At 62.2% G+C, this 22,515-nt stretch carries 25 protein-coding genes, 1 other RNA gene and 1 riboswitch; of the genes, 13 read left to right on the forward strand and 13 right to left on the reverse strand.

Features of this window, described 5'->3' with window-relative positions:
• The first annotated feature begins 18 nt into the window (after positions 1–18).
• From AC6JA3_RS07955 to AC6JA3_RS08000, 10 genes are all read left to right on the forward strand, one after another.
• On the forward strand, positions 19–408 hold the full coding sequence (locus AC6JA3_RS07955; RefSeq protein WP_026540080.1) for a TadE family protein: 390 nt from the start codon (positions 19–21) through the stop codon (positions 406–408).
• Positions 409–532: 124 nt separating this feature from the next.
• A complete protein-coding gene (locus AC6JA3_RS07960; RefSeq protein ID WP_309803149.1) occupies positions 533–925 on the forward strand; it encodes a hypothetical protein in 393 nt (130 codons plus the stop codon).
• Entirely contained in the window at positions 922–1,395 is a 474-nt protein-coding gene (locus AC6JA3_RS07965; protein ID WP_223943347.1) for a pilus assembly protein TadG-related protein, read from the forward strand. Before AC6JA3_RS07960 ends, AC6JA3_RS07965 begins: the two co-directional genes overlap by 4 nt.
• Before the next feature lie 63 nt (positions 1,396–1,458).
• Positions 1,459–2,577, forward strand: a complete 1,119-nt coding sequence (gene prfB / locus AC6JA3_RS07970; RefSeq protein ID WP_026540083.1) for a peptide chain release factor 2 — start codon at positions 1,459–1,461, stop codon at positions 2,575–2,577.
• Between the two features lie 239 nt (positions 2,578–2,816).
• Complete coding sequence (ftsE, locus tag AC6JA3_RS07975; RefSeq protein ID WP_026540084.1) at positions 2,817–3,581, forward strand: cell division ATP-binding protein FtsE; 765 nt, start codon at positions 2,817–2,819, stop codon at positions 3,579–3,581.
• Entirely contained in the window at positions 3,578–4,492 is a 915-nt protein-coding gene (gene ftsX / locus AC6JA3_RS07980) for a permease-like cell division protein FtsX (RefSeq protein ID WP_026540085.1), read from the forward strand. The genes ftsE and ftsX overlap by 4 nt, the downstream gene beginning before the upstream one ends.
• A gap of 55 nt (positions 4,493–4,547) precedes the next feature.
• A complete protein-coding gene (locus AC6JA3_RS07985) occupies positions 4,548–5,963 on the forward strand; it encodes a M23 family metallopeptidase (protein ID WP_026540086.1) in 1,416 nt (471 codons plus the stop codon).
• A 75-nt stretch (positions 5,964–6,038) separates the two neighbouring features.
• Positions 6,039–6,509, forward strand: a complete 471-nt coding sequence (gene smpB / locus AC6JA3_RS07990) for an SsrA-binding protein SmpB (protein ID WP_026540087.1) — start codon at positions 6,039–6,041, stop codon at positions 6,507–6,509.
• Between the two features lie 91 nt (positions 6,510–6,600).
• Positions 6,601–6,969: a transfer-messenger RNA gene (gene ssrA, locus AC6JA3_RS07995) on the forward strand.
• Between the two features lie 245 nt (positions 6,970–7,214).
• Entirely contained in the window at positions 7,215–8,198 is a 984-nt protein-coding gene (locus AC6JA3_RS08000; protein WP_347783191.1) for a S1C family serine protease, read from the forward strand.
• An 8-nt stretch (positions 8,199–8,206) separates the two neighbouring features.
• Here the strand turns inward: AC6JA3_RS08000 and AC6JA3_RS08005 are convergent, their stop codons facing one another.
• A complete protein-coding gene (locus tag AC6JA3_RS08005) occupies positions 8,207–8,581 on the reverse strand; it encodes a hypothetical protein (RefSeq protein ID WP_223943345.1) in 375 nt (124 codons plus the stop codon).
• A gap of 37 nt (positions 8,582–8,618) precedes the next feature.
• Here AC6JA3_RS08005 and AC6JA3_RS08010 point away from each other — a divergent pair, with 37 nt between their 5' ends.
• The gene (locus tag AC6JA3_RS08010; protein WP_347783193.1) at positions 8,619–10,067 is read left to right on the forward strand and encodes an MFS transporter; all 1,449 of its coding nucleotides are present in this window, start codon (positions 8,619–8,621) and stop codon (positions 10,065–10,067) included.
• A 50-nt stretch (positions 10,068–10,117) separates the two neighbouring features.
• Here AC6JA3_RS08010 and AC6JA3_RS08015 read toward each other — a convergent pair whose 3' ends face one another.
• The 7 genes from AC6JA3_RS08015 to AC6JA3_RS08045 form a co-directional block, all read right to left on the reverse strand.
• Complete coding sequence (locus AC6JA3_RS08015) at positions 10,118–10,831, reverse strand: metal-dependent transcriptional regulator (RefSeq protein ID WP_026540092.1); 714 nt, start codon at positions 10,829–10,831, stop codon at positions 10,118–10,120.
• Positions 10,832–10,840: 9 nt separating this feature from the next.
• A complete protein-coding gene (locus tag AC6JA3_RS08020) occupies positions 10,841–11,665 on the reverse strand; it encodes a class I SAM-dependent methyltransferase (RefSeq protein WP_347783647.1) in 825 nt (274 codons plus the stop codon).
• A 149-nt stretch (positions 11,666–11,814) separates the two neighbouring features.
• Positions 11,815–13,224, reverse strand: a complete 1,410-nt coding sequence (locus AC6JA3_RS08025; RefSeq protein WP_026540094.1) for an aminotransferase class V-fold PLP-dependent enzyme — start codon at positions 13,222–13,224, stop codon at positions 11,815–11,817.
• Between the two features lie 31 nt (positions 13,225–13,255).
• Positions 13,256–13,369: riboswitch (SAM riboswitch) on the reverse strand.
• Positions 13,370–13,551: 182 nt separating this feature from the next.
• Positions 13,552–14,364 carry a histidinol-phosphatase gene (gene hisN / locus AC6JA3_RS08030; RefSeq protein WP_026540095.1) on the reverse strand — a complete coding sequence of 271 codons (813 nt, stop codon included), beginning with the start codon at positions 14,362–14,364 and terminating at the stop codon, positions 13,552–13,554.
• Positions 14,365–14,418: 54 nt separating this feature from the next.
• Complete coding sequence (rsgA, locus tag AC6JA3_RS08035; RefSeq protein WP_026540096.1) at positions 14,419–15,534, reverse strand: ribosome small subunit-dependent GTPase A; 1,116 nt, start codon at positions 15,532–15,534, stop codon at positions 14,419–14,421.
• A gap of 2 nt (positions 15,535–15,536) precedes the next feature.
• Positions 15,537–16,916: a 3-phosphoshikimate 1-carboxyvinyltransferase gene (gene aroA / locus AC6JA3_RS08040; RefSeq protein WP_347783196.1), complete on the reverse strand. Its 1,380-nt coding sequence runs from the start codon at positions 16,914–16,916 to the stop codon at positions 15,537–15,539.
• Between the two features lie 6 nt (positions 16,917–16,922).
• Positions 16,923–17,438, reverse strand: a complete 516-nt coding sequence (locus AC6JA3_RS08045; protein WP_026540098.1) for a DoxX family membrane protein — start codon at positions 17,436–17,438, stop codon at positions 16,923–16,925.
• Positions 17,439–17,619: 181 nt separating this feature from the next.
• Between AC6JA3_RS08045 and AC6JA3_RS08050 the strand changes: the two genes are divergently transcribed.
• Together AC6JA3_RS08050 and rsrA are read left to right on the forward strand one after the other, a co-directional pair.
• Positions 17,620–18,414, forward strand: coding sequence for a sigma-70 family RNA polymerase sigma factor (locus AC6JA3_RS08050; RefSeq protein WP_026540099.1), 795 nt, complete (start codon positions 17,620–17,622; stop codon positions 18,412–18,414).
• The gene (rsrA, locus tag AC6JA3_RS08055) at positions 18,411–18,671 is read left to right on the forward strand and encodes a mycothiol system anti-sigma-R factor (protein WP_026540100.1); all 261 of its coding nucleotides are present in this window, start codon (positions 18,411–18,413) and stop codon (positions 18,669–18,671) included. Before AC6JA3_RS08050 ends, rsrA begins: the two co-directional genes overlap by 4 nt.
• 121 nt (positions 18,672–18,792) lie before the next feature.
• On the opposite strand, the gene AC6JA3_RS08060 is transcribed toward rsrA, so the two are convergent.
• From AC6JA3_RS08060 to AC6JA3_RS08080, 5 genes are all read right to left on the reverse strand, one after another.
• Positions 18,793–18,867: a 50S ribosomal protein bL37 gene (locus AC6JA3_RS08060; protein ID WP_369299106.1), complete on the reverse strand. Its 75-nt coding sequence runs from the start codon at positions 18,865–18,867 to the stop codon at positions 18,793–18,795.
• 113 nt (positions 18,868–18,980) lie between these two features.
• Positions 18,981–19,595, reverse strand: a complete 615-nt coding sequence (locus AC6JA3_RS08065; protein ID WP_347783199.1) for a PadR family transcriptional regulator — start codon at positions 19,593–19,595, stop codon at positions 18,981–18,983.
• A complete protein-coding gene (locus AC6JA3_RS08070; RefSeq protein ID WP_223943339.1) occupies positions 19,595–20,449 on the reverse strand; it encodes a DUF4097 family beta strand repeat-containing protein in 855 nt (284 codons plus the stop codon). The genes AC6JA3_RS08065 and AC6JA3_RS08070 overlap by 1 nt, the downstream gene beginning before the upstream one ends.
• 73 nt (positions 20,450–20,522) lie before the next feature.
• Positions 20,523–21,797 carry a serine hydrolase domain-containing protein gene (locus AC6JA3_RS08075; RefSeq protein ID WP_347783200.1) on the reverse strand — a complete coding sequence of 425 codons (1,275 nt, stop codon included), beginning with the start codon at positions 21,795–21,797 and terminating at the stop codon, positions 20,523–20,525.
• A 2-nt stretch (positions 21,798–21,799) separates the two neighbouring features.
• Positions 21,800–22,399: a GDSL-type esterase/lipase family protein gene (locus AC6JA3_RS08080; protein WP_347783202.1), complete on the reverse strand. Its 600-nt coding sequence runs from the start codon at positions 22,397–22,399 to the stop codon at positions 21,800–21,802.
• Positions 22,400–22,515 lie beyond the last annotated feature (116 nt).

Here is a 22,515-nt window from a genome sequence, read left to right on the forward strand (position 1 = left end):
GTTGCTGCATCTTTTGCCATGGATCGGCCGCCGGGAGTCCCGGAAGAGCGCGGCTCAGCCGTTGTGGACTTTGTCTTGGTCGGGGCGTTGCTGACTGTGTTCTTCATGGCGGTCATTCAGCTGACCTTGGTGCTTCATATACGCAACACGCTCATTGACGCCGCGGCTTCCGGCGCGGCTTACGGAGCGCTTGCGGACCGCACGCAGGCCGATGCCCAAGTGCGGACCACTGAACTGATTCAGACGGCGTTGAACAGCGATTACTCGCAGGACGTTTCTTCTTCCATCGTCACTGTCGAGGGCGTTCTTGCCTTGGAGGTGACGGTGAAGGCACCGCTGCCTGTAGTCGGGCTGGTGGGTCCGGGTGGAGTGCTGGAGGTGAAGGGGCATGCGGCGCTCGCGGGCTAAGGCACTCATGAGTGTGCAGGACTCCTTCCTGCGAAGGTTTCGTGAGGCAGTGTGCCGTCCCGTCCCCACGGCTGGGACGGTCTGTGACAGCTGGGCGGCTTTACAGGGACAAAGGGGCAGCGCCGTGGTGGAATTTACGTTCCTGGCGGTACTGCTCATGGTTCCGGTGGTCTACTTTGTCGTCACGGTGGGCCAGATCCAAGGAGGGGCATTTGCGGTGGTAGGGGCTGCCGACCAGGCCGCCAAGGTGTTTGTGAATCGTACGGACGCACAGAGCGCGAGGGCTGCAGCTGAAGACACGGTTCTTCTGGCCATTAAGGACTACGGTCACACAGCGGACGAAGCCGGTGTTGACATCGCATGCGATCGAGTCGACTGCTTGTCTGCAGGAGCGCACGTGACGGTGACCGTTCGTTTGGATATAGCTCTGCCACTGGTGCCATTCGCGGACCCGCTGCAGATGAACGCCGCCCGGCTGAGTGCGTCGTCGACCCAGGTTGTGGGGCAGTACCAGTGACATCGCCCCACCGTCGCGGCTGGTGGCCTCCGACGGGCAAGTCACCGGAAGAAGGCCAGATCGCCGTTCTCATCATCGGCTTCGTTGTGCTGGCGCTCCTTCTGGCAACGGTGGTCATGGCAGTCTCGGCGGTCTACCTGGAGCACAAGAAGCTTTTGTCCCTGGCGGACGGAGCTGCCCTGGCCGCTGCCGGCTCCTTTGTGGTGGCCGATCTGGGAGCCGGGAGCCGGCCCGGCCTTTCGTTGGTGGACGAGCGGGTGCGCGCCGGGGCTGCGTCCTACCTGGCCACCAGTGGCGCTTCTTCCCGTCATGACCGGCTTACGTTGGACGGCCGTACTGGCAGCGAGCCAGGGGGTACGGCCGTAGTGGTGGTCACCGCTGTGGCCCATCCCCCCGTCATCAGTTTCCTCCTGCCCGATGGAATCCTCGTTGAGGCGCGATCTGTAGCCCGGTCATCGCTGAGCCAGTAATGGTCCGGCATGAAAGAACGGGCCGTCGGGGGAGCACGATCGATAGCGTACGCTGGGATGACCATGGCTGAGATAGATTTTCCCGCAGAAATCCGCGCACTTCGCGCAACTTACAGCTCCATCGAGAATGTCACCGATGTTGATGCCCTTAAAGCTGAGATCGCTGAACTGAGCGAGCAAGCCGGAGCCCCGGACCTTTGGGACGACCCGGCTTCCGCCCAGGTGATCACCTCGAGGTTGTCGCACCGCCAGTCCGAAGTTGAGCGTCTTTCCAAGCTCGCTTCCCGGATCGATGATCTGGAAGTCCTGGTGGAACTGGGCCAGGACGAGGGCGACGACGACTCCATGGCAGAGGCTGCAAAGGAGTTGTCGTCCATTCGCAAAGCGCTGGCGGAACTCGAAATCACCACGCTGTTGTCGGGCGAGTACGACGAACGCGAAGCTGTGGTAACCATCCGTGCAGGTGCCGGTGGCGTGGATGCGGCAGATTTCGCCGAAATGCTGATGCGGATGTACCTGCGCTGGGCCGAACGCCACGGGTACCCGACCACCGTGATGGATACTTCCTATGCCGAGGAAGCGGGGCTTAAATCCGCCACGTTCGAGGTCAAGGCTCCGTACGCGTTCGGCACTTTGAGCGTTGAAGCGGGAACACACCGTTTGGTCCGAATCAGCCCGTTCGACAATCAGGGCCGCCGGCAAACGTCCTTCGCGGCAGTGGAAGTCATTCCGTTGATTGAACAGACGGACTCCATTGAAATACCGGACAACGAAATCCGCGTCGACGTCTTCCGCTCCTCGGGGCCAGGTGGCCAGTCGGTCAACACAACTGACTCGGCTGTCCGGTTGACGCACATCCCTACGGGCATTGTGGTCTCGATGCAGAACGAAAAGTCACAGCTTCAGAATCGGGCAGCGGCCATGCGCGTGCTTCAGTCCCGCCTCCTGTTGGTCAAGAAGGAACAACAGGACGCCGAAAAGAAGGCATTGGCCGGGGACGTCAAAGCGTCCTGGGGCGACCAGATGCGCTCCTATGTCCTCAACCCGTACCAGATGGTCAAGGACCTGCGCACGGAGCATGAAGTGGGCAACACCTCGGCTGTGCTTGATGGCGACATCGACGACTTCATAGACGCTGGAATCCGCTGGCGCACCGGCAACCGCAACGCGGCAGCCAACTAGGACCCCGGCAGCCAACCAGGACCCGGCAGCCAAACGGCGAACCAACCTCGGGGATTCCCGGGCCGGCATCCGGTCGTGCCGGGCGCCGGATTCCGCGACACGCCTGCCAAAGCCAGCTAAACCCGGCATGTGCGTGCGTATAGTCGAGTGGCCGGTGCTCTCACTTCCCCCATCGAAAGCCCGCGCTCCGGCTGTTGGACTGGGCGACTATGTCATGTCCGGCGGGGTTCTAAAGGGCCATGATCAGATTTGAGAATGTCACCAAGGTCTACGAGCAGAATGCCCGACCGGCGCTCGACTCTGTCAGCCTTGAGATCAACCGCGGCGAATTCACCTTCCTCGTAGGTGCGTCGGGCTCGGGCAAGTCCACTTTTCTTCGCTTGATCCTGAAGGAAGACAAAGCCTCGTCCGGATCTGTCTACGTTGCCGGGCAGAACGTTGCGAACATTTCGAGCTGGCGTGTACCCAAGCTTCGTCGCGGCATCGGCGTTGTCTTCCAGGATTTCCGGCTGCTCCCGCAGAAGAACGTCTTTGCCAACGTTGCCTTCGCGATGCAGGTCATCGGCAAGAGCCGCTCGATCATCCGCGAAACAGTTCCTGAAGTCCTCAAGACCGTGGGGCTGGAGGGCAAGGAACGCCGCATGCCCCATGAGTTGTCAGGTGGTGAGCAGCAGCGCGTGGCGATCGCCCGCGCCGTCGTGAACCGTCCCGGCATCCTGCTGGCGGACGAACCGACCGGCAACCTGGACCCCATCACCTCGATGGGCATCATGGGGGTCCTGGACAAGATCAATCAGAATGGCACCACCGTGGTCATGGCAACGCACGACGACGACATCGTTAATGAAATGCGCCGCCGCGTGGTGGAGCTCAAGAACGGCAAGGTCATCAGAGACGAAGCCAAGGCGCTCTACACCTCCATGATTCCGGTGGTTGGTGAATCACGCCGCCTGCGGGATGCCAGCGGCGAGGAACTCGACCGTGCACAGGGGGCGCAGCTGTGAGGCTCCTGTTTATCCTCGGGGAAATCGGCAGCGGACTGCGCCGGAACCTTTCCATGGTCATCTCCGTAGTGCTGGTGACCTTTGTTTCCCTCACGTTCGTAGGTGCGGCGGGAATGCTGCAGATGCAGATCACCCAGATGAAGGGCTACTGGTACGACAAAGTCCAGGTGGCCGTTTTCCTCTGCAACGACGGTTCGACGGCGGTCGGCTGCGCTTCCGGTCCGGCCACCAAGGAGCAGCAGGAGAACCTGCAGGCAATGCTCGAATCTCCGGCCGTCAAGCAATACATCAACGATTTCCAGTTTGAATCCCAGGCTGAGGCCTACACACACTTCAAGGAACAGTTCTCGAATTCGCCGATTGTTGACTCAGTCTCCGAGGACCAACTTCCTGCTTCGTTCCGGATCAATATGAAGAACCCGGAAAAGTACCAGATCATCAGTGAGACGTTCTCGTCACAGCCTGGCGTCGAGACGGTGAGCGACCAACGGCAGGTCCTTGAACGCATCTTCTCCTGGATGAATGGGGCGTCTGTGGCTGCGATGGGCGTAGCAGTAGTCATGATCTTCTGCGCGGTCCTGCTGATCACCACAACCATCCGGCTCTCCGCCTTCAGTCGACGGCGGGAAACCGGGATCATGCGGCTTGTCGGTGCTTCCAAGACAGTCATCCAGCTGCCCTTCATCCTGGAGGGCGTAATCGCTGCCGTGGTGGGGGCGGTCCTCGCCTCGGTGACGCTCTGGTTGATGGCGCATTTCTGGCTGAACGGCGAACTGTCGACACAGTTCCTCAACACTCCCTTTATTTCCTCTGCCCAAGTACTGGTGATTGCGCCTGTGCTGATTGCCTTGGGTGCAGGCCTGGCCGGGATATCCTCTCTTTTGACCCTCCGGCGATACTTGAAGGTCTAGCGATGACCGCCAAAGCCCGATCACCCTTCATGCTGACAATCGAAAAGGACTCCTGATGACCGCGTTGGACCCGATCTCCCTGCGCCGGCGGCTCGCGTCGGGCAATGCTCGGATTATGGGTGCCGTGCTCGCAGTGGGCCTGGCTGTCAGCCTCCTGTCGGGCGCTCCCGCTGCCCGGGCCGACAACCTTGAAGACCAGCAAGCCGCGCTTGAAGCCGAAGCTGCAAGGGTCCAGGCATCCCTGGAATTTGTTGATGCCAACATCGCCAAGGCCGCCGGGGACCTCGTAATTTACCAAGGCCGACTTCCCGGTGCCCAGCAGGCTTTGCTTGAAGCGCAGGGACGGGTGGCAAGCGCGGTCAAGGAAGTTGAAGCTTTGGCGGCCAGGGTCGAACTTGCCCAGCAAAACAAGGCCAAGATCACCGAGCAGTTGGAAAGTGATAAGCAGAAGATCACCGACACCAAGAAGCTGATCGGCCAGATAGCGTCCCAGGCGTACAAGTCCGGCGGCGTCCCCACAAACATCGCCCTTCTCTTCGGATCCAGCGAATCGGGTAACCTGACCGAGTCCATGGACTTGGCCGACCAGGCCATGCGCAGCCAGAACGCTGCGATGACCAAGCTGACCCAGCAGAACGCCACCAACGTCAATTCCCAGGCAAGGCTCGTAGCCGTCGAGGAAGAGATCCAGGACCTCAAAGCTAAAGCAGACGCTGCGCTGCAACGCGAGAAATCGGCAAGGGACGAGGCTGCGAACAAGAAGGCTGAAGTCGATAAGCTCATCGAGGACACCACCCGCCTCAACGGGCAGCTGCAAGCGGCAAAGCCGGGAATTGAAGCCAACCTGGCCCGGGTGAAGGCTGAGCAGAACACCGTAGCCGCTGAGATCGTGGAGCGCGACCGGAAACTCAGGGAAGCGTGGGAAGCCGAGCAACGCCGTCTCGCTGAAGAAGCTGCTGCTGCCGCGGCCGCTGCCGCTGCAGCCCAGGGCCGGCCTGCTCCGCCGGAACAGCCCTATGTTCCGCCGGCAGCGGGTTCACCGTCCGCGTTCGGACTGCGTCACCCCTTTGCCAGCTACGTTCCCATCACGTCCGGATTCGGTTGGCGCGCAACGCCCCCAGGGACCATCGACTTTTACGGTACCGGCGGGTACATGCACACGGGCATCGACTTCGGTGCGGCCTGCGGTACTCCCGTCTACGCTGCGGCTGCAGGAGAGGTCTTCAACTCCGGGTGGAACTCGGCCGATGGTGGCGGATGGCGCGTGAAGTTGTCCCACGGAGTGGTCCAGGGGAATTCACTGACCACCATCTACTACCACAACAGCAGCATTGTGGTCTCAAACGGCCAGCGGGTCTCGGCCGGCCAACTTATCGCCTACTCGGGAAGCACCGGCAACTCGACCGGATGCCACGCACACTTCGAAACGTGGTTGAACGGTTCCGCCGTGGATCCCATGAACCTTCTCTAGGGCACCCAACGGCGCGGGGCTGCCTCGCCGCTGGCGTACACTAGTTGAAATCCGCATCTAACAAGGAGTTCTACCGTGCCCAAGGAAAGTGGCCGTAAGGTAGTGGCCACCAATCGGAAGGCCCGGCATAACTACCATGTCCTGGACACCTATGAGGCCGGTATCGCCCTCATGGGAACCGAGGTGAAGTCCCTCCGCGAGGGGCATGCCTCCATGGTGGACGGCTTTTGCACCTTCTACAACGATGAGTTGTGGATGGAAGGTATCCATATCCCTGAGTATCACCAAGGGAGCTGGACGAACCATGCCGCGCGCCGGCGTCGTAAGCTCTTGCTTCATCGCGAGGAATTGGACAAAATCTCGCAGAAGATCCGCGAGTCGGGTTTCACCGTGGTACCGCTCCAGCTCTACTTCCTGGACGGACGGGCCAAAGTGGAAATCGCCATTGCCCGCGGTAAGAAGGACTACGACAAGCGTCAAACCCTGCGTGAACAGCAGGACAAGCGTGAATCGCTGCGTGAACTGCGGGAACGCAACCGCCGGTAGGGAATGTACCGCCGTGTGGATGCGTTATGATGGATAGTCCGAAGGGAACTCGAAGTAATCGAGGCTTCCATCGGGTTTGGTAACAAAATACGGGGATGATCGGTTTCGACGATGTTAGTCGCGACAGGTGAAGCGGGCCGAGGATGCAGAATTATCTCGTAAACGCTGTCTGCAAACCAATAAGTGCCGAATCTAAGCGCACTGACTTCGCTCTCGCTGCCTAAGCAGTAAGACAGTCCGTCAGCCCGGGGTTGCTATCGCCCCGGTTCCTGGCGTCATTTAGATGGCCACTGCTGTTTGCCTTCGTCATTGAGGTAAACGGGACTCTTAGATGACTGGGCCCGGATCAGCCACCTGTTCGCAGGATGGCTGGGGCCGAGAAAATCCGACGCGAACTGCGCCCGGAGAAGCCCTGACAAAACGACATCGGACGGGGGTTCAATTCCCCCCATCTCCACCCCAAGGAAAGCCCTCGGATCCTCGTGATCCGGGGGTTTTCCCATGTCCGGCGCGGGAGCGGGAAGGGGAAGATCCGGAGGCAGAGTCCGGAAGGACAGGACCCGCAGGGAAGTGCCGAACCCTACCCGCTGGATCCCCGTGACCCCGTTCACCCACGGCGTACTGCGCCAAGGACTACGGGCGGAGGAATCCCCGTTGAAGTGGGTAAGCGCCCAAACCGGGCGCAGCGGTGGCAGGAGGCATGCGGTGAACACTGGGCCTGAACTCGAATCACTGGACTCCGGGGAGGAGCCCGCGCTGGATGCCTACTCGAAGATTGTGATCGACGTTGCGGAGTCGGTGACACCCCATGTTGCAGCCATTGAGATGACCAGCACCGGCCGGCGCGGCCGCATCCTCAGGGGCAGCGGCTCTGCCGTGGTCTTTACTGCCGGGGGATACATGCTCACCAACGCCCATGTTGTGTCCGGCATCCGGAGCGGCAGGGCTGTGTTCGCCGACGGCAAGCACTCCGACGTGGAGTTGGTGGGCGCCGATCCGTTGTCCGACCTCGCTGTCATCCGCGGACTGAAATCCACGCCGCCACCGGCACTTTTAGGCAACGCCGATACCTTGCGGGTGGGCCAGTTGGTGATCGCCGTGGGCAACCCGCTTGGTTTGGCAGGCTCGGTGACTGCCGGCGTGGTCAGCGGCCTGGGCAGGTCCATTCCCGTCCGGGCAGGTGAACACCGGCGGGTCATAGAAGATGTTATCCAAACCGACGCCGCCCTTAACCCGGGGAACTCCGGGGGAGCGCTGGCGGATACGCACGGACGCATCGTAGGCATCAACACCGCCGTGGCAGGACTGGGACTCGGCTTGGCGGTCCCCATCAATACCACCACCAGACGGATCATCGAATCCTTGCTGAGGGATGGCCGCGTGCATCGTGCGTACTTGGGGTTGGTGAGTACTCCCATCCCGCTGGACGCCAGTGCCGTGGTCCGGACCGGGCAAAAGGAGGGGTTGCGCGTGGTGGAGGTGCTTCCGGGGTCGCCGGCCGAGATCTCTGGACTCCAGCCCGGAGACATAGTGCTCCGCGCCAAGGGGCGGGCAGTATCGAGTGCAGAGAGCCTGCAGAAGCTGCTTTTCGAGGAAGCGATCGGGGAACCGTTCCCGCTGACGGTCCTCAGGGAGGGCCGGGCCCTTGAACTCCTGGCGGTGCCGTCGGAGATGGAACAGCAGCAATAAGCGGCAGGCTAGGCTTTGCTCTCCGGAACATCAACGACGCCCACAAAACGGCTGCCGACACCTTCATATTCGCTGCGCACTTCGCCCAGGAAGAGCTTGGGGAGGTCACTGTTCCGGTGGGTGCCGCAGTACACGAAGGAAAAGTCCGGCCACCACTTCTTGGGGCGGATAGCCTCGGAATAGCCGCAAACAGCACAGGTCAGATGGACCCAGACAGGGCGTTTACCGGTGCGGTTGGCCCTGGACTGCACCAGCCAAGCCGGCGGATTGTCCTGCATATCGCGCAACTCGGCCTCGGAGAGCCGGGACGGAATACCGTGGCGTTGGGCCATTTCCATCGAAATATCAAGGGCCAATGCGGCATCACGTCTGCTAATCACCATTCAACGATACGGGACTTACCGGGCGTAGGCTGTGCTCATGACTGACGCAGCGCCCTTGCTACCCAGTACGCCGCTCCAAAAGCGCGTGCTGGCGGTAGCTATTGTGGCGTCCTTCATCGCCATCCTTGACGGATTTGTGGTGAATCTCGCACTGCCTGCCATCGGGCGGGAACTGGGCGGCGGCCTGGTCATCCAGCAATGGGTGGTGGATGCTTACCTCCTGACACTGGGCGCCCTGATCCTGGTGGCGGGATCCTTGTCCGATCATTTCGGCAGGGCACGAATACTGGAATGGGGGCTTGCAGGCTTTGCTGCGACCTCGGTTTTGTGCGGCCTGGCCTGGACGGGCGAAGTCCTTGTGGTTTCAAGGGCACTCCAGGGAATTGCCGGCGCACTGTTGGTTCCAAGCTCGTTGGCCATGATCATCACATCCTTCTCCGGGCCTGCCCAATCCAAAGCAATCGGCCAGTGGTCCGGATGGACCAGCGCGGCAGCCATAGTCGGCCCCTTGATTGGCGGAATGGCAGTGGACCTTCTTTCCTGGCGCGTCATCTTCTTCATCAATGTCATCCCCGCCATTGCGATCTGGCCCATGCTGGCCGGCCTCCGCGCATCCGATGCAGCGAGGGACAAGAGCAAACGCATCGACTACCTCGGGGCCTTCCTGGCCATGGTGGGCCTTGGTGGTCCGGTGTTTGCGTTTATCGAGCAAGGCCGGATGGGTTGGGGCAGTGCCCAGGTGTGGGTGCCCCTGGCTGTAGGCATCGTGGCCATGGCCTTGTTCCTGTTCCATGAAGCCAGGACAGATGAGCCGATGCTGCCGCTGAGGTTGTTCGCGATCCGCAATTTTGGCTGGGGCAACCTTGCAACGCTTGCCATCTACGGCGGAATTTCGCTGGGGTTCTTTGTGCTGGGCATCTACCTTCAGCAGGTAGGAGGAATGGCCGCTACGGTTGCGGGGATGGCGTTGCTCCCGGGCACGGTCATCCTGATGATCGGGGCATCCTATTTTGGGGGACTGGCCGGCAAGTACGGTCCCCGTTGGTTCATGACAGCAGGACCTTTGCTGTGTGGTGTGGGTTTCCTGATGTCCCTGTCCATCCAGGAGCCCTTGAACTATTGGACCCAGGTACTGCCCGGGCAGATCGTTTTCGGACTTGGCCTGGCCACCCTGGTGGCGCCGCTGACGGCCGCGATCCTTGGTGCAGTCCCGCCGGCGGAAGCGGGAATCGGTTCGGCAGTAAATAACGCGGTAGCCCGCATCGCCGGGTTGATCACCATCGCCTTTGCCGGGCTGATAGTAGGACCGGTCTTCAGCCGGGAGGGCTTGTACAACGCGCTGTTGGTCACAGCGGCACTGTTCCTGACCGGGGCGGTGGCGTCCGCCGTCGGAATTCGAAACCCTGCCAGGGTCACCGCGCCCGCTGATGAGGGGGAACCGGTGGCAGCACCCGACGACGACGAAGCGGCCGGGCAGCGCGACTGACCTTCCGGAGTGCCCGGGTCAGGCCACGCCAATGCCAATCCCTGTCCAGGTCAGCGGCCCTGGAGGACGCAGCCTTCGTGAACCCCGGCGCTTTGGACCCACAGCGCCGAGGCCACTTCGTCGGCGAGATCGAATTCACGGCCCTTGACCCCGGAACCGATCCGCACCACCAAGGCACCCCCGAATGGTTTGCGTCCCATCACTTCGACCGGGGCGTCCAGTGCAATGTCTTCGGCAGCGAGGTACCTGAGGAGTTCAGGGTTCTCATCGCTGATCCGGGTGATACGGCCCGAATGGCCTTGGTCGAGCTCGATCATGCGGTAAGCGTGCGGAAGATCAACCGAACCGTCTGCCGACGGGATGGGATCTCCGTGCGGATCCCGGACGGGATGGCCCAGTTTGGCGGACATGCGCTCAATGAAGGTATCCGAAACCGCATGCTCCAGCATCTCGGCTTCGTCATGGACCTCGTCCCAGCTATACCCGAGTTCTTCCACCAGGTAGGTCTCGATGAGGCGGTGGCGGCGCACCATGGCCAGTGCAAGCCGCATGCCGGCAGGGGTCAGGCGGATGGCACTGTACGGTTGGTGGTCCACCAGGCCCTGGTCCTTGAGCTTCCGGACCATTTCGGACACGGAAGAATTGGCCACACCAAGGCGCTGGGCAAGCTGGGAGGATGTAATCGGCTTGTCTTGCCACTCCGTATAGGAGTAGATGACCTTGACGTAGTCCTCGATCGAGGAGGAGGGCGTACTGGTCTTCACATCCCAAGCCTACCGTGGAAGGGGTCCGGAGTTCCTGGATGCACGCCACGTCTGGGTCACGTACGGCACCTTGATGGTCTCTTCGGCCACGTATCCGAGGTGCTCGTAGAGGTACCATTCCAGGTTCCCCATCACTTTGGCCCTCGTGGCATCGTTGGCCCGGAGGTAATAGCTCCGGGATTTGGTCAACTCCATGATGTCGTTCGGCGTCAAGGCGTCTTCCCACCGGGTGAAGTGACTTTCCAGGCCGGTGAACTCCGGGCCGACGACTGGCCGGAAGCCAGGCTTGTGGACATCCCCTGCATGCATGATGCGCGAGAGCCGATGTACCCAGGGGACCTCGGTATCCAACTGGTTCCAGATCAGGCCCAAGGTGCCATGCGGCCTCAGGATTCGGGCAATTTCCGTACTCGCTGCGAGCGGTTCGCACCAGTGCCAGGCCTGGGCGACACTGACGACGTCGAATGCTGAGTCCGCCAGTCCGGTTGACTCGGCAGTTCCCTCCAACGCGACGACGTTGGGGTGGGACTTCCGCAGCTGGTCCAGCATGTCGGTGGAAGGATCGACGGCGGCAACGTCCAGTCCGCGCTCCACGAGCAGTGCCGTGAACTTGCCCGTCCCCGCTCCGATGTCTGCGGCTGTCCCGGCTCCTTCGGGAACCAGCCACTCGACGGAGTCCAGGGGATACCCGGGCCGTACGCGATCGTAGTGCTCTCCGCCATCCTGGAAGCTTTGGCCGAATTCATGGCGGCGGTGGGCATGAAGCTTGGGTCCACGTGGTCCGGCCGGTGCGGGAATGGCGGGCCGCCCGTTCGAGGCAGCCGTAGAACGTATCGCCACCAAAGACTCCTTCACAGGCTCGCCAAAAAGGTACCCTACGAATTTACCGCAGCGGACACGACCTGATGCCTCACGTCCGGGAAGCCCACCGGTCCCGATGGAGCGGCTTGCCCCACGGTGATGTCTTAGTCGGCGGTGGCGCTCTAGTCCACGGTGCAGGGAGCGGCACCAGCTGTGCCGGGAGTATTGGGAGCCCACTCGGGGTAGGTGCGGTGGTCATTGGCAGGTACCCAGCGGCCTTCGTCCACCACGTAGTCCCAGCCAAGTCCGTTGTCCTTGAGGTTCTCGATGCCCGCCAGCAGCCTTGTGGCGTCCTCCAGGCGGGAGCCAACGCCAAAGCTTGCACGCAGGGATCCCGAGGGAAGGCCCAGGCGCTTGAGTAACGGGTGGGCGCAGAAGCGGCCGTCCCGGAGGCCAACGCCGTGCTCGGCGGCCAGGTAGGCGGCGACCAAACCGGCGTCGAATCCTTCCACGGAGAAGTTGACGACGCCAATGGTGTCCACGGAGTCGGAGAAGATCCGGTGGACCGTCACTCCGTCAATGGCCTCAAGACCGTCCACCAGGTAGGAGCGGATGGCGGCCTCGTGGGAGTGCCAGGCCTCCTGGTCCAGTCCGGCGAGGACCTGCGTCGCCCGTGCAAGGGTTGCGGCGCCGAGCACGTTGGGGGAGCCGCCCTCGTGACGGGCGGGTCCGGTGGCCCAACTGACGGAGTCCAGTCGGGCTTCACGGACGGCGCCTCCACCGGCCAGGTGCGGGGTGCCGGCGTCGAGCCAGTCCGGACGGCCCACCACTACACCGGCACCGAAGGGCGCGTACAACTTGTGGCCCGAGAAAACGATGTAGTCGACGTCGGCTTCGGTGATGTTGATCCTGCGGTGGGGCGCCAGCTGGGCTGCATCCACCACGATCCTGGCGCCGTACTCATGTGCCAGAGAAGCGAGTTCGGCTATCGGGAGGATCTCACCGGTGACGTTCGAGGCACCGGTGACAGCAAGCAGGCTGACCCCGCCCTGCGCCAACTCGGCACGAAGCTTGTCCAGCGTGGCAGTCAATGTGGAGGCCGCTACCACGCTGCGGTGCGGTACGCCTTGCCAGGGGAGCAGGTTGGCGTGGTGCTCGATGTCCAGGTAGAGGACTTCGCCGGAGAACCGGCCATCGGTCTGCGGAAGGCAGCCGGCCAAAAGGTTCAGGGAATCGGTGGTGTTCCGCGTAAAAATGACGGAATCGTCCGGGCGCCCACCCACGAAGTCGCGCACGATGTTCCGCGAGTTTTCATAGACCGAGGTACTGATCTGTGAAGCATAACCAGCGCCGCGGTGCACGCTGGCGTAGTAGGGCAGGACCTCGTTGAGATATGCAGAGACGATGGTCAGCGCCGGAGCCGATGCTCCATAGTCCAGGTTGGCGTAACGAACGTGGCCGCCTTGGATCAGCGGGGCCTGCAGCTCGGCGCCTGTGACCGCGGCGAGCGGGCGGATTGCAGCAGCTGCCGGTGACGGGGCTTCTTCGACAAAGGAAGGAATGGCGTTGGCATCGAACGTGACGGTACTCATGGGACCTCATTCAAGAGGGACCCCCATAGGGGATCCGCGCTTGCCGCATCCGTTCCGGACCGGCCGGGTCGTCACCCGGGGCACCCCACCGCGAATGGAGGGTTGCCGGCCAGCAAACCGGGGTTTAGCGCTGGCACTCGTGACCTGTAAAAAAGGTTAGGGCACCTCCAGCGGCCCTCCAAAGTCGCCGCGCAATGTTAAGCACTTTGTTACGGCAGGCTTGTAAAACGGAACTTTGACGAAGAAAAAACGGCAGACGCCCACCAAAGGGGGCATCTGCCGTCGAATATTCGCTGAAAGGACCTAAACGTTGCCAGCGGACTGGAACTAGAGGAGATCGTCCAAACCTGGGTTGAGACGCTTGAGTACCTCTGAGTGCAGGATTGAATTGGTCGCCAGTGCGTTGCCGCCGAAAGGGCCGTCCTCGCCTTCAAGGGAGGTAAAGCGGCCACCGGCCTCAGTCACGATCGGGACGAGGGCCGCCATGTCGTAGAGGTTCAGTTCGGGCTCGCAGGCGATGTCCACGGCACCCTCGGCGACGAGGCAGTAGGACCAAAAGTCACCGTAGGCGCGGGTTCGCCAGACGTCCTCCGTCAGTCCAAGGAACTCGTCCAGGTTGCCGCGTTCCTTCCAACCGGACAGGCTCGAGTACGACAACGAGGCATCGGAGAGCTGGGTGACGTTGGAGACCTTCAACCGCGTGGCCGCAGCCAGGGACCGGCCCATGTAGGCACCCATGTCCTTGGCGGCCCACCAGCGCTTGCCCAAGGCGGGGGCGCTGACAACACCCACAACCGGTTCTCCCTCATCAACCAACGCGATCAACGTAGCCCACACCGGTACACCCCGGACAAAGTTCTTGGTGCCATCGATGGGATCAATGATCCAACGGCGCGAGCCATGTCCGGTGCTGCCAAATTCCTCACCCAGGACTGCATCGCGGGGACGCGAACGCGAGAGTTGACCCCGGATGGCTTCCTCGGCCGCTTTGTCAGCGTCAGTGACAGGGGTGAGGTCGGGCTTGGTTTCGATCTTGAGGTCCAAAGCCTTGAAGCGATCCATGGTTTGGGCATCGACGGAATCAGCGAGGACGTGGGCAAGGCGCAGGTCATCGTTGTAGGTGGAAACGGGATGGGTCATGCCACCAAACTATCCTGAAACATTCGCTGCGGGGGGAGGTGAAGCCCCAAACGATCAGTTGACGGTGCCCAGTTCCTTGGTCTCTTTTGCTTCCAACCGTGGGTCCGCACCCAGCAGCCGGCGCAGCGAAGCCAACCGCGCCACACCCGACGGTCCGGCATGGCCCTCGTTCACCCATGAATCCAGTCCACAGTTGATGGCGGTGGCATCGTGCTTGCAGCCCCGTTCGCAAGCCTCGGTTCCAGGCTCGAGATCCGGGAAGGAATGCAGAATCCGGTCCGGATCCACGTGGGCAAGGCCGAAGGACCTGATGCCGGGAGTGTCGATGATCCAGCTGCCGGCCGGGGCGTCGGATAGTTTCAGGGCCAAGGCGGAGGAGGAAGTATGCCGGCCACGGCCTGTGACGGCATTGACGCCGCCGGTGGCCCGCTCTGCCCCCGTCAGGGCATTGACCATGGTGGACTTGCCGACGCCTGAATGGCCGAGCATCACGGTGACTTTTCCGCCGAGGTGGGAGCGCAGCTGCGCTACGGCATCCCTGTCCAGCCGGGCCGAGAGGCCGTCGTCGGATCGGGCGTCGATGCCGCCTGCTTCGGAGTCGGCGGTGCGGCTGATGATCACCGGGAAGTCCAGGCTGAGGTAGTTGGCGAGCAGTTCCGCTGGATCCTTGACATCCGCCTTGGTGATAAGGAGCAACGGCTCAATGCCGGCGTCGTAGGCTGCCACCAGGGCGCGATCGATGAACCCGGTGCGCGGTTCGGGGTTGGCGGCCGCCACCACAATGACCAACTGATCGGCATTGGCCACCACCACCCGTTCGATCGGGTCGGTATCGTCGGCACTGCGGCGCAGGAGGGTCCGCCGTTCTTCCACGCGGACCAGCCTCGCCAGGGTGTCCGGCGATCCGGAGACGTCGCCCACCAAGGCCACGAAGTCCCCAGGTACTACCGGGTTCCGCCGCAATTCGCGGGCACGGGCAGCGATAACGACGCGGGCGTTCGCGGAATCCTCGTCCACAATCGCCCTGTAGCGCCCACGGTCAACGGTGATGATCCGGCCAATAACCGCGTCATCGTAGCTGGGCCGGTCCTTGGTCCTTGGCCTGGACCCTTTTTTGTTGGGTCGGATCCGGACGTCGGACTCATCCCAGGAGCGTGCATCACGGCCCATGGTCAGTTGTTCTCCACCGTGGTGCCGGAGATGGTTCCCACCATTCGGGCCCACATTTCAGGAAACTCCGGCATGGTCTTGGACGTCGTGGCGATGTCTTCGACCTGGACGCCCTCGACGGCGAGGCCCAAGATGGCTCCTGCCGTGGCCATGCGGTGGTCAGCGTAGCTGTGGACGACCCCGGCGTGCAGTGTGGCTGGTCGGATGATGAGGCCATCGGCGGTCTCTTCTGCGTCGCCGCCCAAGGCGTTGATTTCGTTGACCAGTGCTGCGAGCCGGTCTGTTTCGTGGCCACGGAGATGGGCAATTCCGGTCAGCCGCGAGGGGCCATCGGCCAGTGCGCACAAGGCCGCCACCGTGGGCGCGAGTTCACTGGTTTCGTCGAATTCCGAGCCCTTGACCACCGGGCCGCCCGTCACCGTGAGAGTCCCGTTTTCCAGCGTGACGGTGGCTCCCATGGCAGCGAGGATGGACCGCCACATATCGCCGACCTGGGTGGTTCCGGCCGGCCAATTGGGGATGCGGACAGTGCCCTGCGTTGCCAGTGCCGCGGCCAGGAAGGGCCCGGCGTTGGAGAGGTCCTGCTCGATCCTCTGGTCGAACGCCCGGATGGGGCCAGGGGACACCCTCCAATGGTTGGGCACGGAGTCATCAACGCTGACACCAACGCTGCGGAGGACTTCCACGGTCATGGTGATGTGGTCCAGGCTGGGCACGGGCTTGCCGACGTGTTCCAGGTGGAGTCCTTCGGTGAACCGCGCCCCCACCAGCAGCAATGCGGAGACAAACTGCGAGGACGCACTGGCATCGATCACCAAATGGCCGCCCCGGACTTCGCCGGTGCCTTCCACGGTGAAGGGAAGGGCCGACGGCGTCCTTCCGCCCTCTGCTGCAACAGGGACACCGAGGGCAATCAGGGCCTCAATGATGGTTCCCATGGGCCTGTTGCGGGCGTGGGGGTCGCCGTCGAAGACGGTAGCTCCGGCGCGCAAGGCGGCCAGCGGCGGTACGAACCGCATGACGGTACCTGCAAGGCCGCAGTCGATGGCGGTTCCGGCACCACCTGCAATGACGGCAGCAGGCTGCATCGGGGTGATTTCAAGATCCGGTCCGTAGTGGCCATCGCCGGTCACTTCGGTGACGGTGGCCCCCAATTGCCGCAGTGCCTGGATCATCAGGGCTGAGTCACGGGAGTGCAGTGGAGCACGGAGGCGCGATGGACCGTCCGCCAAAGCCGCCAGCACCAGGAATCTGTTGGTCAGCGACTTTGAACCAGGTACCGTCACCGTGGCGTCCACGGGGCCCCTTGCGAAGGGGGCCGGCCAGAGTGGCAACCCGTCGGCTTTGGTAGGTCCGGTGTGTGCGGCGGTGGTACCTGTCATGCTTCCTTATGCTCCAACTGCGTTGTCTACGGCCTTGCGTACTGCTTTGTCCGCGCGTTTGATCTGCTTGCCCGTCACCTTTTTGGCATCGGCGGCCAGGTGCTCCGCCCGCCAGGCGATGCTGGGTCGTCCGTCGGTATCAACCGCGGCCAGCAGCACGCCACCAGTGAGGGAGATGTTCTTCAGCAGCTGGGCCTTGCGGGCGCTGCGGCCTTCCTTGCTGCTGATGTCCGCTGAACGCCATTCCACATAAGAGTTCAGCGCCGAGGTTACTGCCAGCACTGTGGCGGCGAAACGGGAGAGTTTACCCAAACCGAGCAGCGCTCCTGCTCCCAGCTGGGCACCGCCGATGAGGCGTGCAAGGGTTTTTTCGTCCGCCTTGAAAGGCAGGGACTCCGAGGCCCGCCGAAGAACGGGCGAGAGCTGCTTGGCGGTGTCGTCCGCGTTCCTGAGCTTGTCCAGACCTGCTACGACGAAGCTGGACGCGAGCATCGGCCGCGCGAGAAAACGGATAACAGACATGTCTTGCCTCCTGGATGGCTTGCCACACTATTTCAATGAGTGTTGTGTTCAAGGGGTGCAGTCTGCTCTAGTCTTGCACCTTTGCGGAATATTTACCCAGCGGCGGCCGTTGTGAACTAGTGGTGCGGTGGAGACCGGACTGCGGCAAGGTGTTGCCGCCTTGGTGAACGGAGTTGATTTTTTGACTTTGGTTAAGGACCGTGTGGTTCTACCGGAGCACGGGTACGGCCCACAGCCGGATTCCCCGCAGCTGACAGTAGACTTGGCAACGATGAGCACCACGGAACCGGCCGCAGCGGCCATGTACCAGGCGGCCGGCGCGGAAGACGCAGCGGCCGCACCCGACGTCGACGTCGCTTCGGAGACTTCCGAGCAACGGCGGGAGCGCTTCGAGCGTGACGCCATGCAGTATGTGGACCAGTTGTATTCGGCTGCCATGAGGATGGCGCGAAACCCTTCGGATGCGGAGGACCTGGTCCAGGAGGCCTACACCAAGGCGTTCTCGGCTTTCCACCAGTACAAGCCAGGGACCAACCTCAAAGCCTGGCTGTACCGCATCCTGACCAATACCTACATCAACCTTTACCGGAAGCGGCAGCGCGAGCCGCTTCAGTCCAACTCGGACACCATCGAGGATTGGCAGCTGGCCAAGGCAGAGTCGCACACTTCGGCCGGGCTGAGGTCCGCCGAAACAGAGGCTCTGGACCACCTGCCGGACTCGGACGTCAAGAACGCGTTGCAGTCCATACCGGAGGAGTTCCGGCTGGCTGTCTACTTTGCGGACGTCGAGGGCTACGCGTACAAGCAGATATCAGAAATCATGAACACTCCCATCGGCACGGTCATGTCACGGTTGCACCGCGGCAGGAAGATGCTGCGGGACATGCTGGCGGACTACGCCACCGAACGGGGCTTCAGGGCCCAAACCGAAGATCAGGCCGCGGCCGGAAGCAACAATCAGGAGAAAGAGAAATGAGCGACTGCCAGGGATTGGGCGATTGCGACGATACGCGGATGCAGCGGATCTACGAGTACCTAGACGGCGCCTTGACCCGCGAGGACCTCGGAGAGATCAAGCAGCATTTGGACACCTGCGAGGAATGCTCCGAGCAGTATGACCTGGAGTGCCTCATCCGCACCATGGTCAAGCGGTCCTGCACAGAGTCAGCGCCGGAGAACCTCAAGAACTCCATTTTGGACCGGATCCATTCGATCAAGCCGGTAGAAGCCTGACCAAAGCCGCTGGCCAACACCAAAGCCTCTGGCCAACAATGCACGGCCAACGCCAAGGGCCCCGGAAACCTCATGGTTTCCGGGGCCCTCGCTCTTAAGCCTGTGACACTAAGCCGCTGGCTTAGGTGTTGGGACGCTTGCCGTGGTTCGCGCCGCCGCGCTTACGGTCACGACGCTTACGTGCACGCTTGCTCATAGCTGGCCTCCTTCAATGATTGATACTCAATAGAGCTGCCCTCCAGTTTCGCACATCAAGGTGCCGGGTCGCGAACCGGGAGCCGTCCTGCCCAGCCGGAAGCCAGGTCGGCATCAATTCCGCAGGGAATTCCGGATCGAGATACGTGCCTGGTCCAATACCGTGCGCACTGTTTCAAGCGCCAGCGGCGTCAGCGGCTCCGAAGCGCCATGCAGGCGCAACTCCACCCGGATGTCGTCCCTGAATGACTGGACCATCAATTCTGCTTCTTTCAACAGACGTTGGCCGTCGGGGGTGTATCCCGCAGACCTGCCCCGGACGGGCGCGGAGGTTGCAGTGCTGCGCGCCGCCTCGGCGGTGGCAGCGAGGTCCGCCCGCAGCCCCCGCATATTGGTCCTGATGTCTTCGCGCAAGTTGTCGGCGAGCCGCCTGACGGAGGCAGAGATGGTATTTTCGACGTCGGCCACTTCCTCCCGCCGGCCGTTCAGCTCGGCGAGGCCGGCGTCCGTGATGAAGTACTTGGTGCGGCGCCCCTCGGTTTCGGTGGACACCAGCCCTTCTTCCTCCAGTTTCCCCAAGCGTGGATAGATGGTTCCAGCGCTGGGGGAGTATGTGCCGCCAAAACGGTCACCCAAGGCCTTGATCAGTTCGTAGCCGTGCTTGGGGCCGGCTTCCAGCAGCGCCAGCAGGTAAAGGCGCAAGGCGCCGTGTGCAAAGACGGGAGGCATCAGAGGCCGGCTTCCCCGGTGGCCCGCAGGTTGTTCTCCGGTGCCGGTGCCGGTGCTGAGCCGTGCATGATGTAAGTCTTGCCGGAGACCGTGTTGGTGCGCACCACCATGAGTTTCTCGTCGGGGCCAACGATCGTATGCACGTTGCTGCCTGGCTGGGCATACATCATGTCGTCGATCACGACGCTCCCGCTGGCGGATTTTGCCACGATGTCCAGGCCGACGTCGTGGGGAAGCCTGATGGTCAGGTCGCCCGAGACGGAGTTTGCCCCAAGGTCGTTGGTGAAGTCCTGGAGGTCAAAACTGAGGTCACCGCTGACTGTGCTGGCCCTGACGTTCTTAAACTTGCCCGAAGCGGTCACCTCGCCGGAGACGCTCTTGGCGGTCAGGACGCCGTCGTGGTTTCTGACAATGACCTCTCCACTGACGGTGTTCACATGCAGTTCGCCGGTGGTGCCATCTGACATGACGGAGCCGGAGACGGTGTTGAGGCGTGTGCGTCCGCTGATTCCGGAAACCAAGCCGTCGCCGCTGACCGTTCCGGCCTCAACGTCCACACCGGGTGGGAGGGCGATCCCGACCACCACAGAGTTGGTGCTGGTGTTGTTGACAGTGCCCATCAGGTTGCGGAACCAGCCTTGCGGACCCTGTAACTGATGGCGCACTTCAAGCCGGCCGTCCACGAGCGTCACCGTCAGCGGGTCGCCGGTGATTTCAGTGATCTCGATGCGGACGGATGGTTCGTCGTGGGTCATGACGTCGAAGCGGCCTTTGACGATTCCCAGTTTGAGCGAGCGGACGTCGTCCACGTCTATCGTTTGCGGACCCGTTACGGTCCATAGTTCTTCAGACATGATCCCTCCAGATGCGATATATCGCGTTGATGAGATCACGATATATCGCAAGTTCTCCGAAGGCAAGGCCTTGTCAGGGAGCCGATCGATACAACTTGCCGATGAGCGCCCGGGCAATGGTAGTGGCGGGGTCACGCCCGTCGGCCGCCGGCGCCAGATTGGTCCACACCACCAATGACACGGCGTTGACAGGGTCATTGCCCATGAAGGTGTTGAAGCCGGGCAACTCCCCGGTGTGCCCGTACAAGTTGCCAAACTTCGCTATTCCCAGGCCGTACGAGGCACCACCGGGTTTGTCCGGATCGGTGGGGGTGAGGCTCTCAAGACGCTTTTTCTGGAGCTCGGCTCCCAGGAGTTTGCCGTTGACAAGGGCTTCACCCAAAACCTTGAGGTCCCGGGCAGTGGAGATGCCCGATCCGGCGGCCCAAGCCCATGACGGATTGACGTCGGTGACGTCGTTGGGTGCCAAGGTACCCGCGGTCGCCTCCTTCTGCATGTCCTCAGGAAGAGCCGGGGTGGTCATGGTCAGGACGTTGTCGCCGTAGGAATATCCTTGGGGGTGGGGTTCCGGAATGGCGTTGGAGGAAGCCTCGGGAAAAACTGTCCCCTTGAGTCCGAGGGGCTCGAAGATCCGCTCCTTGAAGAGGGTTGCGAGCGGCTTTCCCTCAGTTTTCTCGGCGATCAGGCCCAAGAGGACTGTGTTGGTGTTCGAGTAGTGAAAGCCGCTGCCGGGTGCGAAATACGGTGCGTGGGCGAACGCCAGGGCGAGGAGTTCTTCCGGCTTCCAAACTCTCTGCGGATCCTGGTCCATGGCAGTGTTGAGTTCGAGGGTTTCGGTGTAATTGAACAACCCACTGCGCATGGTCAGCATCTGTTCAAGGGTGATCGCATCCCCGTTGGGAACGTCGGGGCGGTACTTTGATACCGGATCACCCAGAGAAAGCTTGCCTTCCTGCACCAGTTGGAGGACCACCGTCGTGGTCCAGGTTTTGGTCACCGAACCTACCCGGATATGGTCCTCGGGCGTGACCTCGCGTTCAGCACCCCTGGTTCCCGTACCGTAGGACGCCGTGAGCGACCCGCCAGGAGTCTCCAACAGCACTACTGCGCCGGGCGCCAGGACCTCTTTGGCTGCCCGTTCGAATTCCGTCCGCAATGTTCCGGCGTCGAAGGCCTGGAGCGCACCGGAGCCTGAAGTGGCAGCCGATGGGGAAACAGCTGACGAAGCCTGTGACGATGATGACTCAGGGGCCGGTGGACCGGAACTGCAGGAGACTGTGGCCGCCAGGGCCACCGCGGTGACCACTGTGAATGCTGCTCTGGCAGAAACCTGCGTGTTCCGCGTCATGGCTACTCCGGTTGAGCGATATTAAGCCATTGGAACCAGCCACGGTGCAGGACAAGCCACGCTATCAATCCGTAGCCTGCCTGGCCCGGTGTTCCCCCATTGGCTGCGAGGTCCGTCCTCCACTGCTCATGATTGAGCAAGGGAGAGAACGTGTCAACGTAGTGGTGGTTGCGCCGGGTGGTCACATCGGCAAAGGCCGTGTTGAGTTCTGCCAGGCGTTTGTTCCGGACGGGATCCAGCGTGGGAGGCGGTCCCACTACGAAGACCTCCACACTGCTGTGCGAGGCGCCGTCCAGGATGTTGGCAAGGTTCAAACGGCTGCGCGCCGTGGAAAGGCCGAATTCCAGGTCACGGCCCGAAAGTCCGATGACCAGGCGGTTTTCGTGCGTGTCGCTGAAACGCCTCCCGGCTTCGTCCTGCCACCTGGACGCCAAGCCTTCCGTGCCTTCCATGGGGCAGGGGAGCGGGAAACTTTCCACCACGACGGAGTCCTGGGGCGTACGGGCCAGCACTCGTCCGAGCCAACCCAAGGCGCGGGGATCCCCCAGGCCCGCGAGCAGTTCATCTCCTACAGCTGCAATACGCAGCTTCCTGTCTTCCACGGTTACCTCTTCACACTCGTTACGGTCCTTGCACGGTTTACCGGATCATTGGCCGGTTCTGCAACCGGATACCTGTCCCATTAAACAGAACTGCCCGGCCTGAGGGGCGCATTCAC

The organism is Arthrobacter sp. TmtSoilC79 (assembly GCF_059739405.1).

Bases quoted from the DNA above. Each gene is read 5' to 3' on its own strand.
- AC6JA3_RS08025 (WP_026540094.1), bottom strand. From the start codon at position 13,224: ATGAGTACCGTCACGTTCGATGCCAACGCCATTCCTTCCTTTGTCGAA.
- AC6JA3_RS08045 (WP_026540098.1), bottom strand. From the start codon at position 17,438: ATGTCTGTTATCCGTTTTCTCGCGCGGCCGATGCTCGCGTCCAGCTTC.
- AC6JA3_RS08010 (WP_347783193.1), top strand. From the start codon at position 8,619: ATGACTGACGCAGCGCCCTTGCTACCCAGTACGCCGCTCCAAAAGCGC.
- prfB (WP_026540083.1), top strand. From the start codon at position 1,459: ATGGCTGAGATAGATTTTCCCGCAGAAATCCGCGCACTTCGCGCAACT.
- hisN (WP_026540095.1), bottom strand. From the start codon at position 14,364: ATGACCCATCCCGTTTCCACCTACAACGATGACCTGCGCCTTGCCCAC.
- ftsE (WP_026540084.1), top strand. From the start codon at position 2,817: ATGATCAGATTTGAGAATGTCACCAAGGTCTACGAGCAGAATGCCCGA.
- AC6JA3_RS08005 (WP_223943345.1), bottom strand. From the start codon at position 8,581: ATGGTGATTAGCAGACGTGATGCCGCATTGGCCCTTGATATTTCGATG.
- AC6JA3_RS08070 (WP_223943339.1), bottom strand. From the start codon at position 20,449: ATGTCTGAAGAACTATGGACCGTAACGGGTCCGCAAACGATAGACGTG.
- AC6JA3_RS07985 (WP_026540086.1), top strand. From the start codon at position 4,548: ATGACCGCGTTGGACCCGATCTCCCTGCGCCGGCGGCTCGCGTCGGGC.
- AC6JA3_RS07955 (WP_026540080.1), top strand. From the start codon at position 19: ATGGATCGGCCGCCGGGAGTCCCGGAAGAGCGCGGCTCAGCCGTTGTG.
- aroA (WP_347783196.1), bottom strand. From the start codon at position 16,916: ATGACAGGTACCACCGCCGCACACACCGGACCTACCAAAGCCGACGGG.
- AC6JA3_RS08065 (WP_347783199.1), bottom strand. From the start codon at position 19,595: ATGCCTCCCGTCTTTGCACACGGCGCCTTGCGCCTTTACCTGCTGGCG.
- rsgA (WP_026540096.1), bottom strand. From the start codon at position 15,534: ATGGGCCGTGATGCACGCTCCTGGGATGAGTCCGACGTCCGGATCCGA.
- rsrA (WP_026540100.1), top strand. From the start codon at position 18,411: ATGAGCGACTGCCAGGGATTGGGCGATTGCGACGATACGCGGATGCAG.
- AC6JA3_RS08075 (WP_347783200.1), bottom strand. From the start codon at position 21,797: ATGACGCGGAACACGCAGGTTTCTGCCAGAGCAGCATTCACAGTGGTC.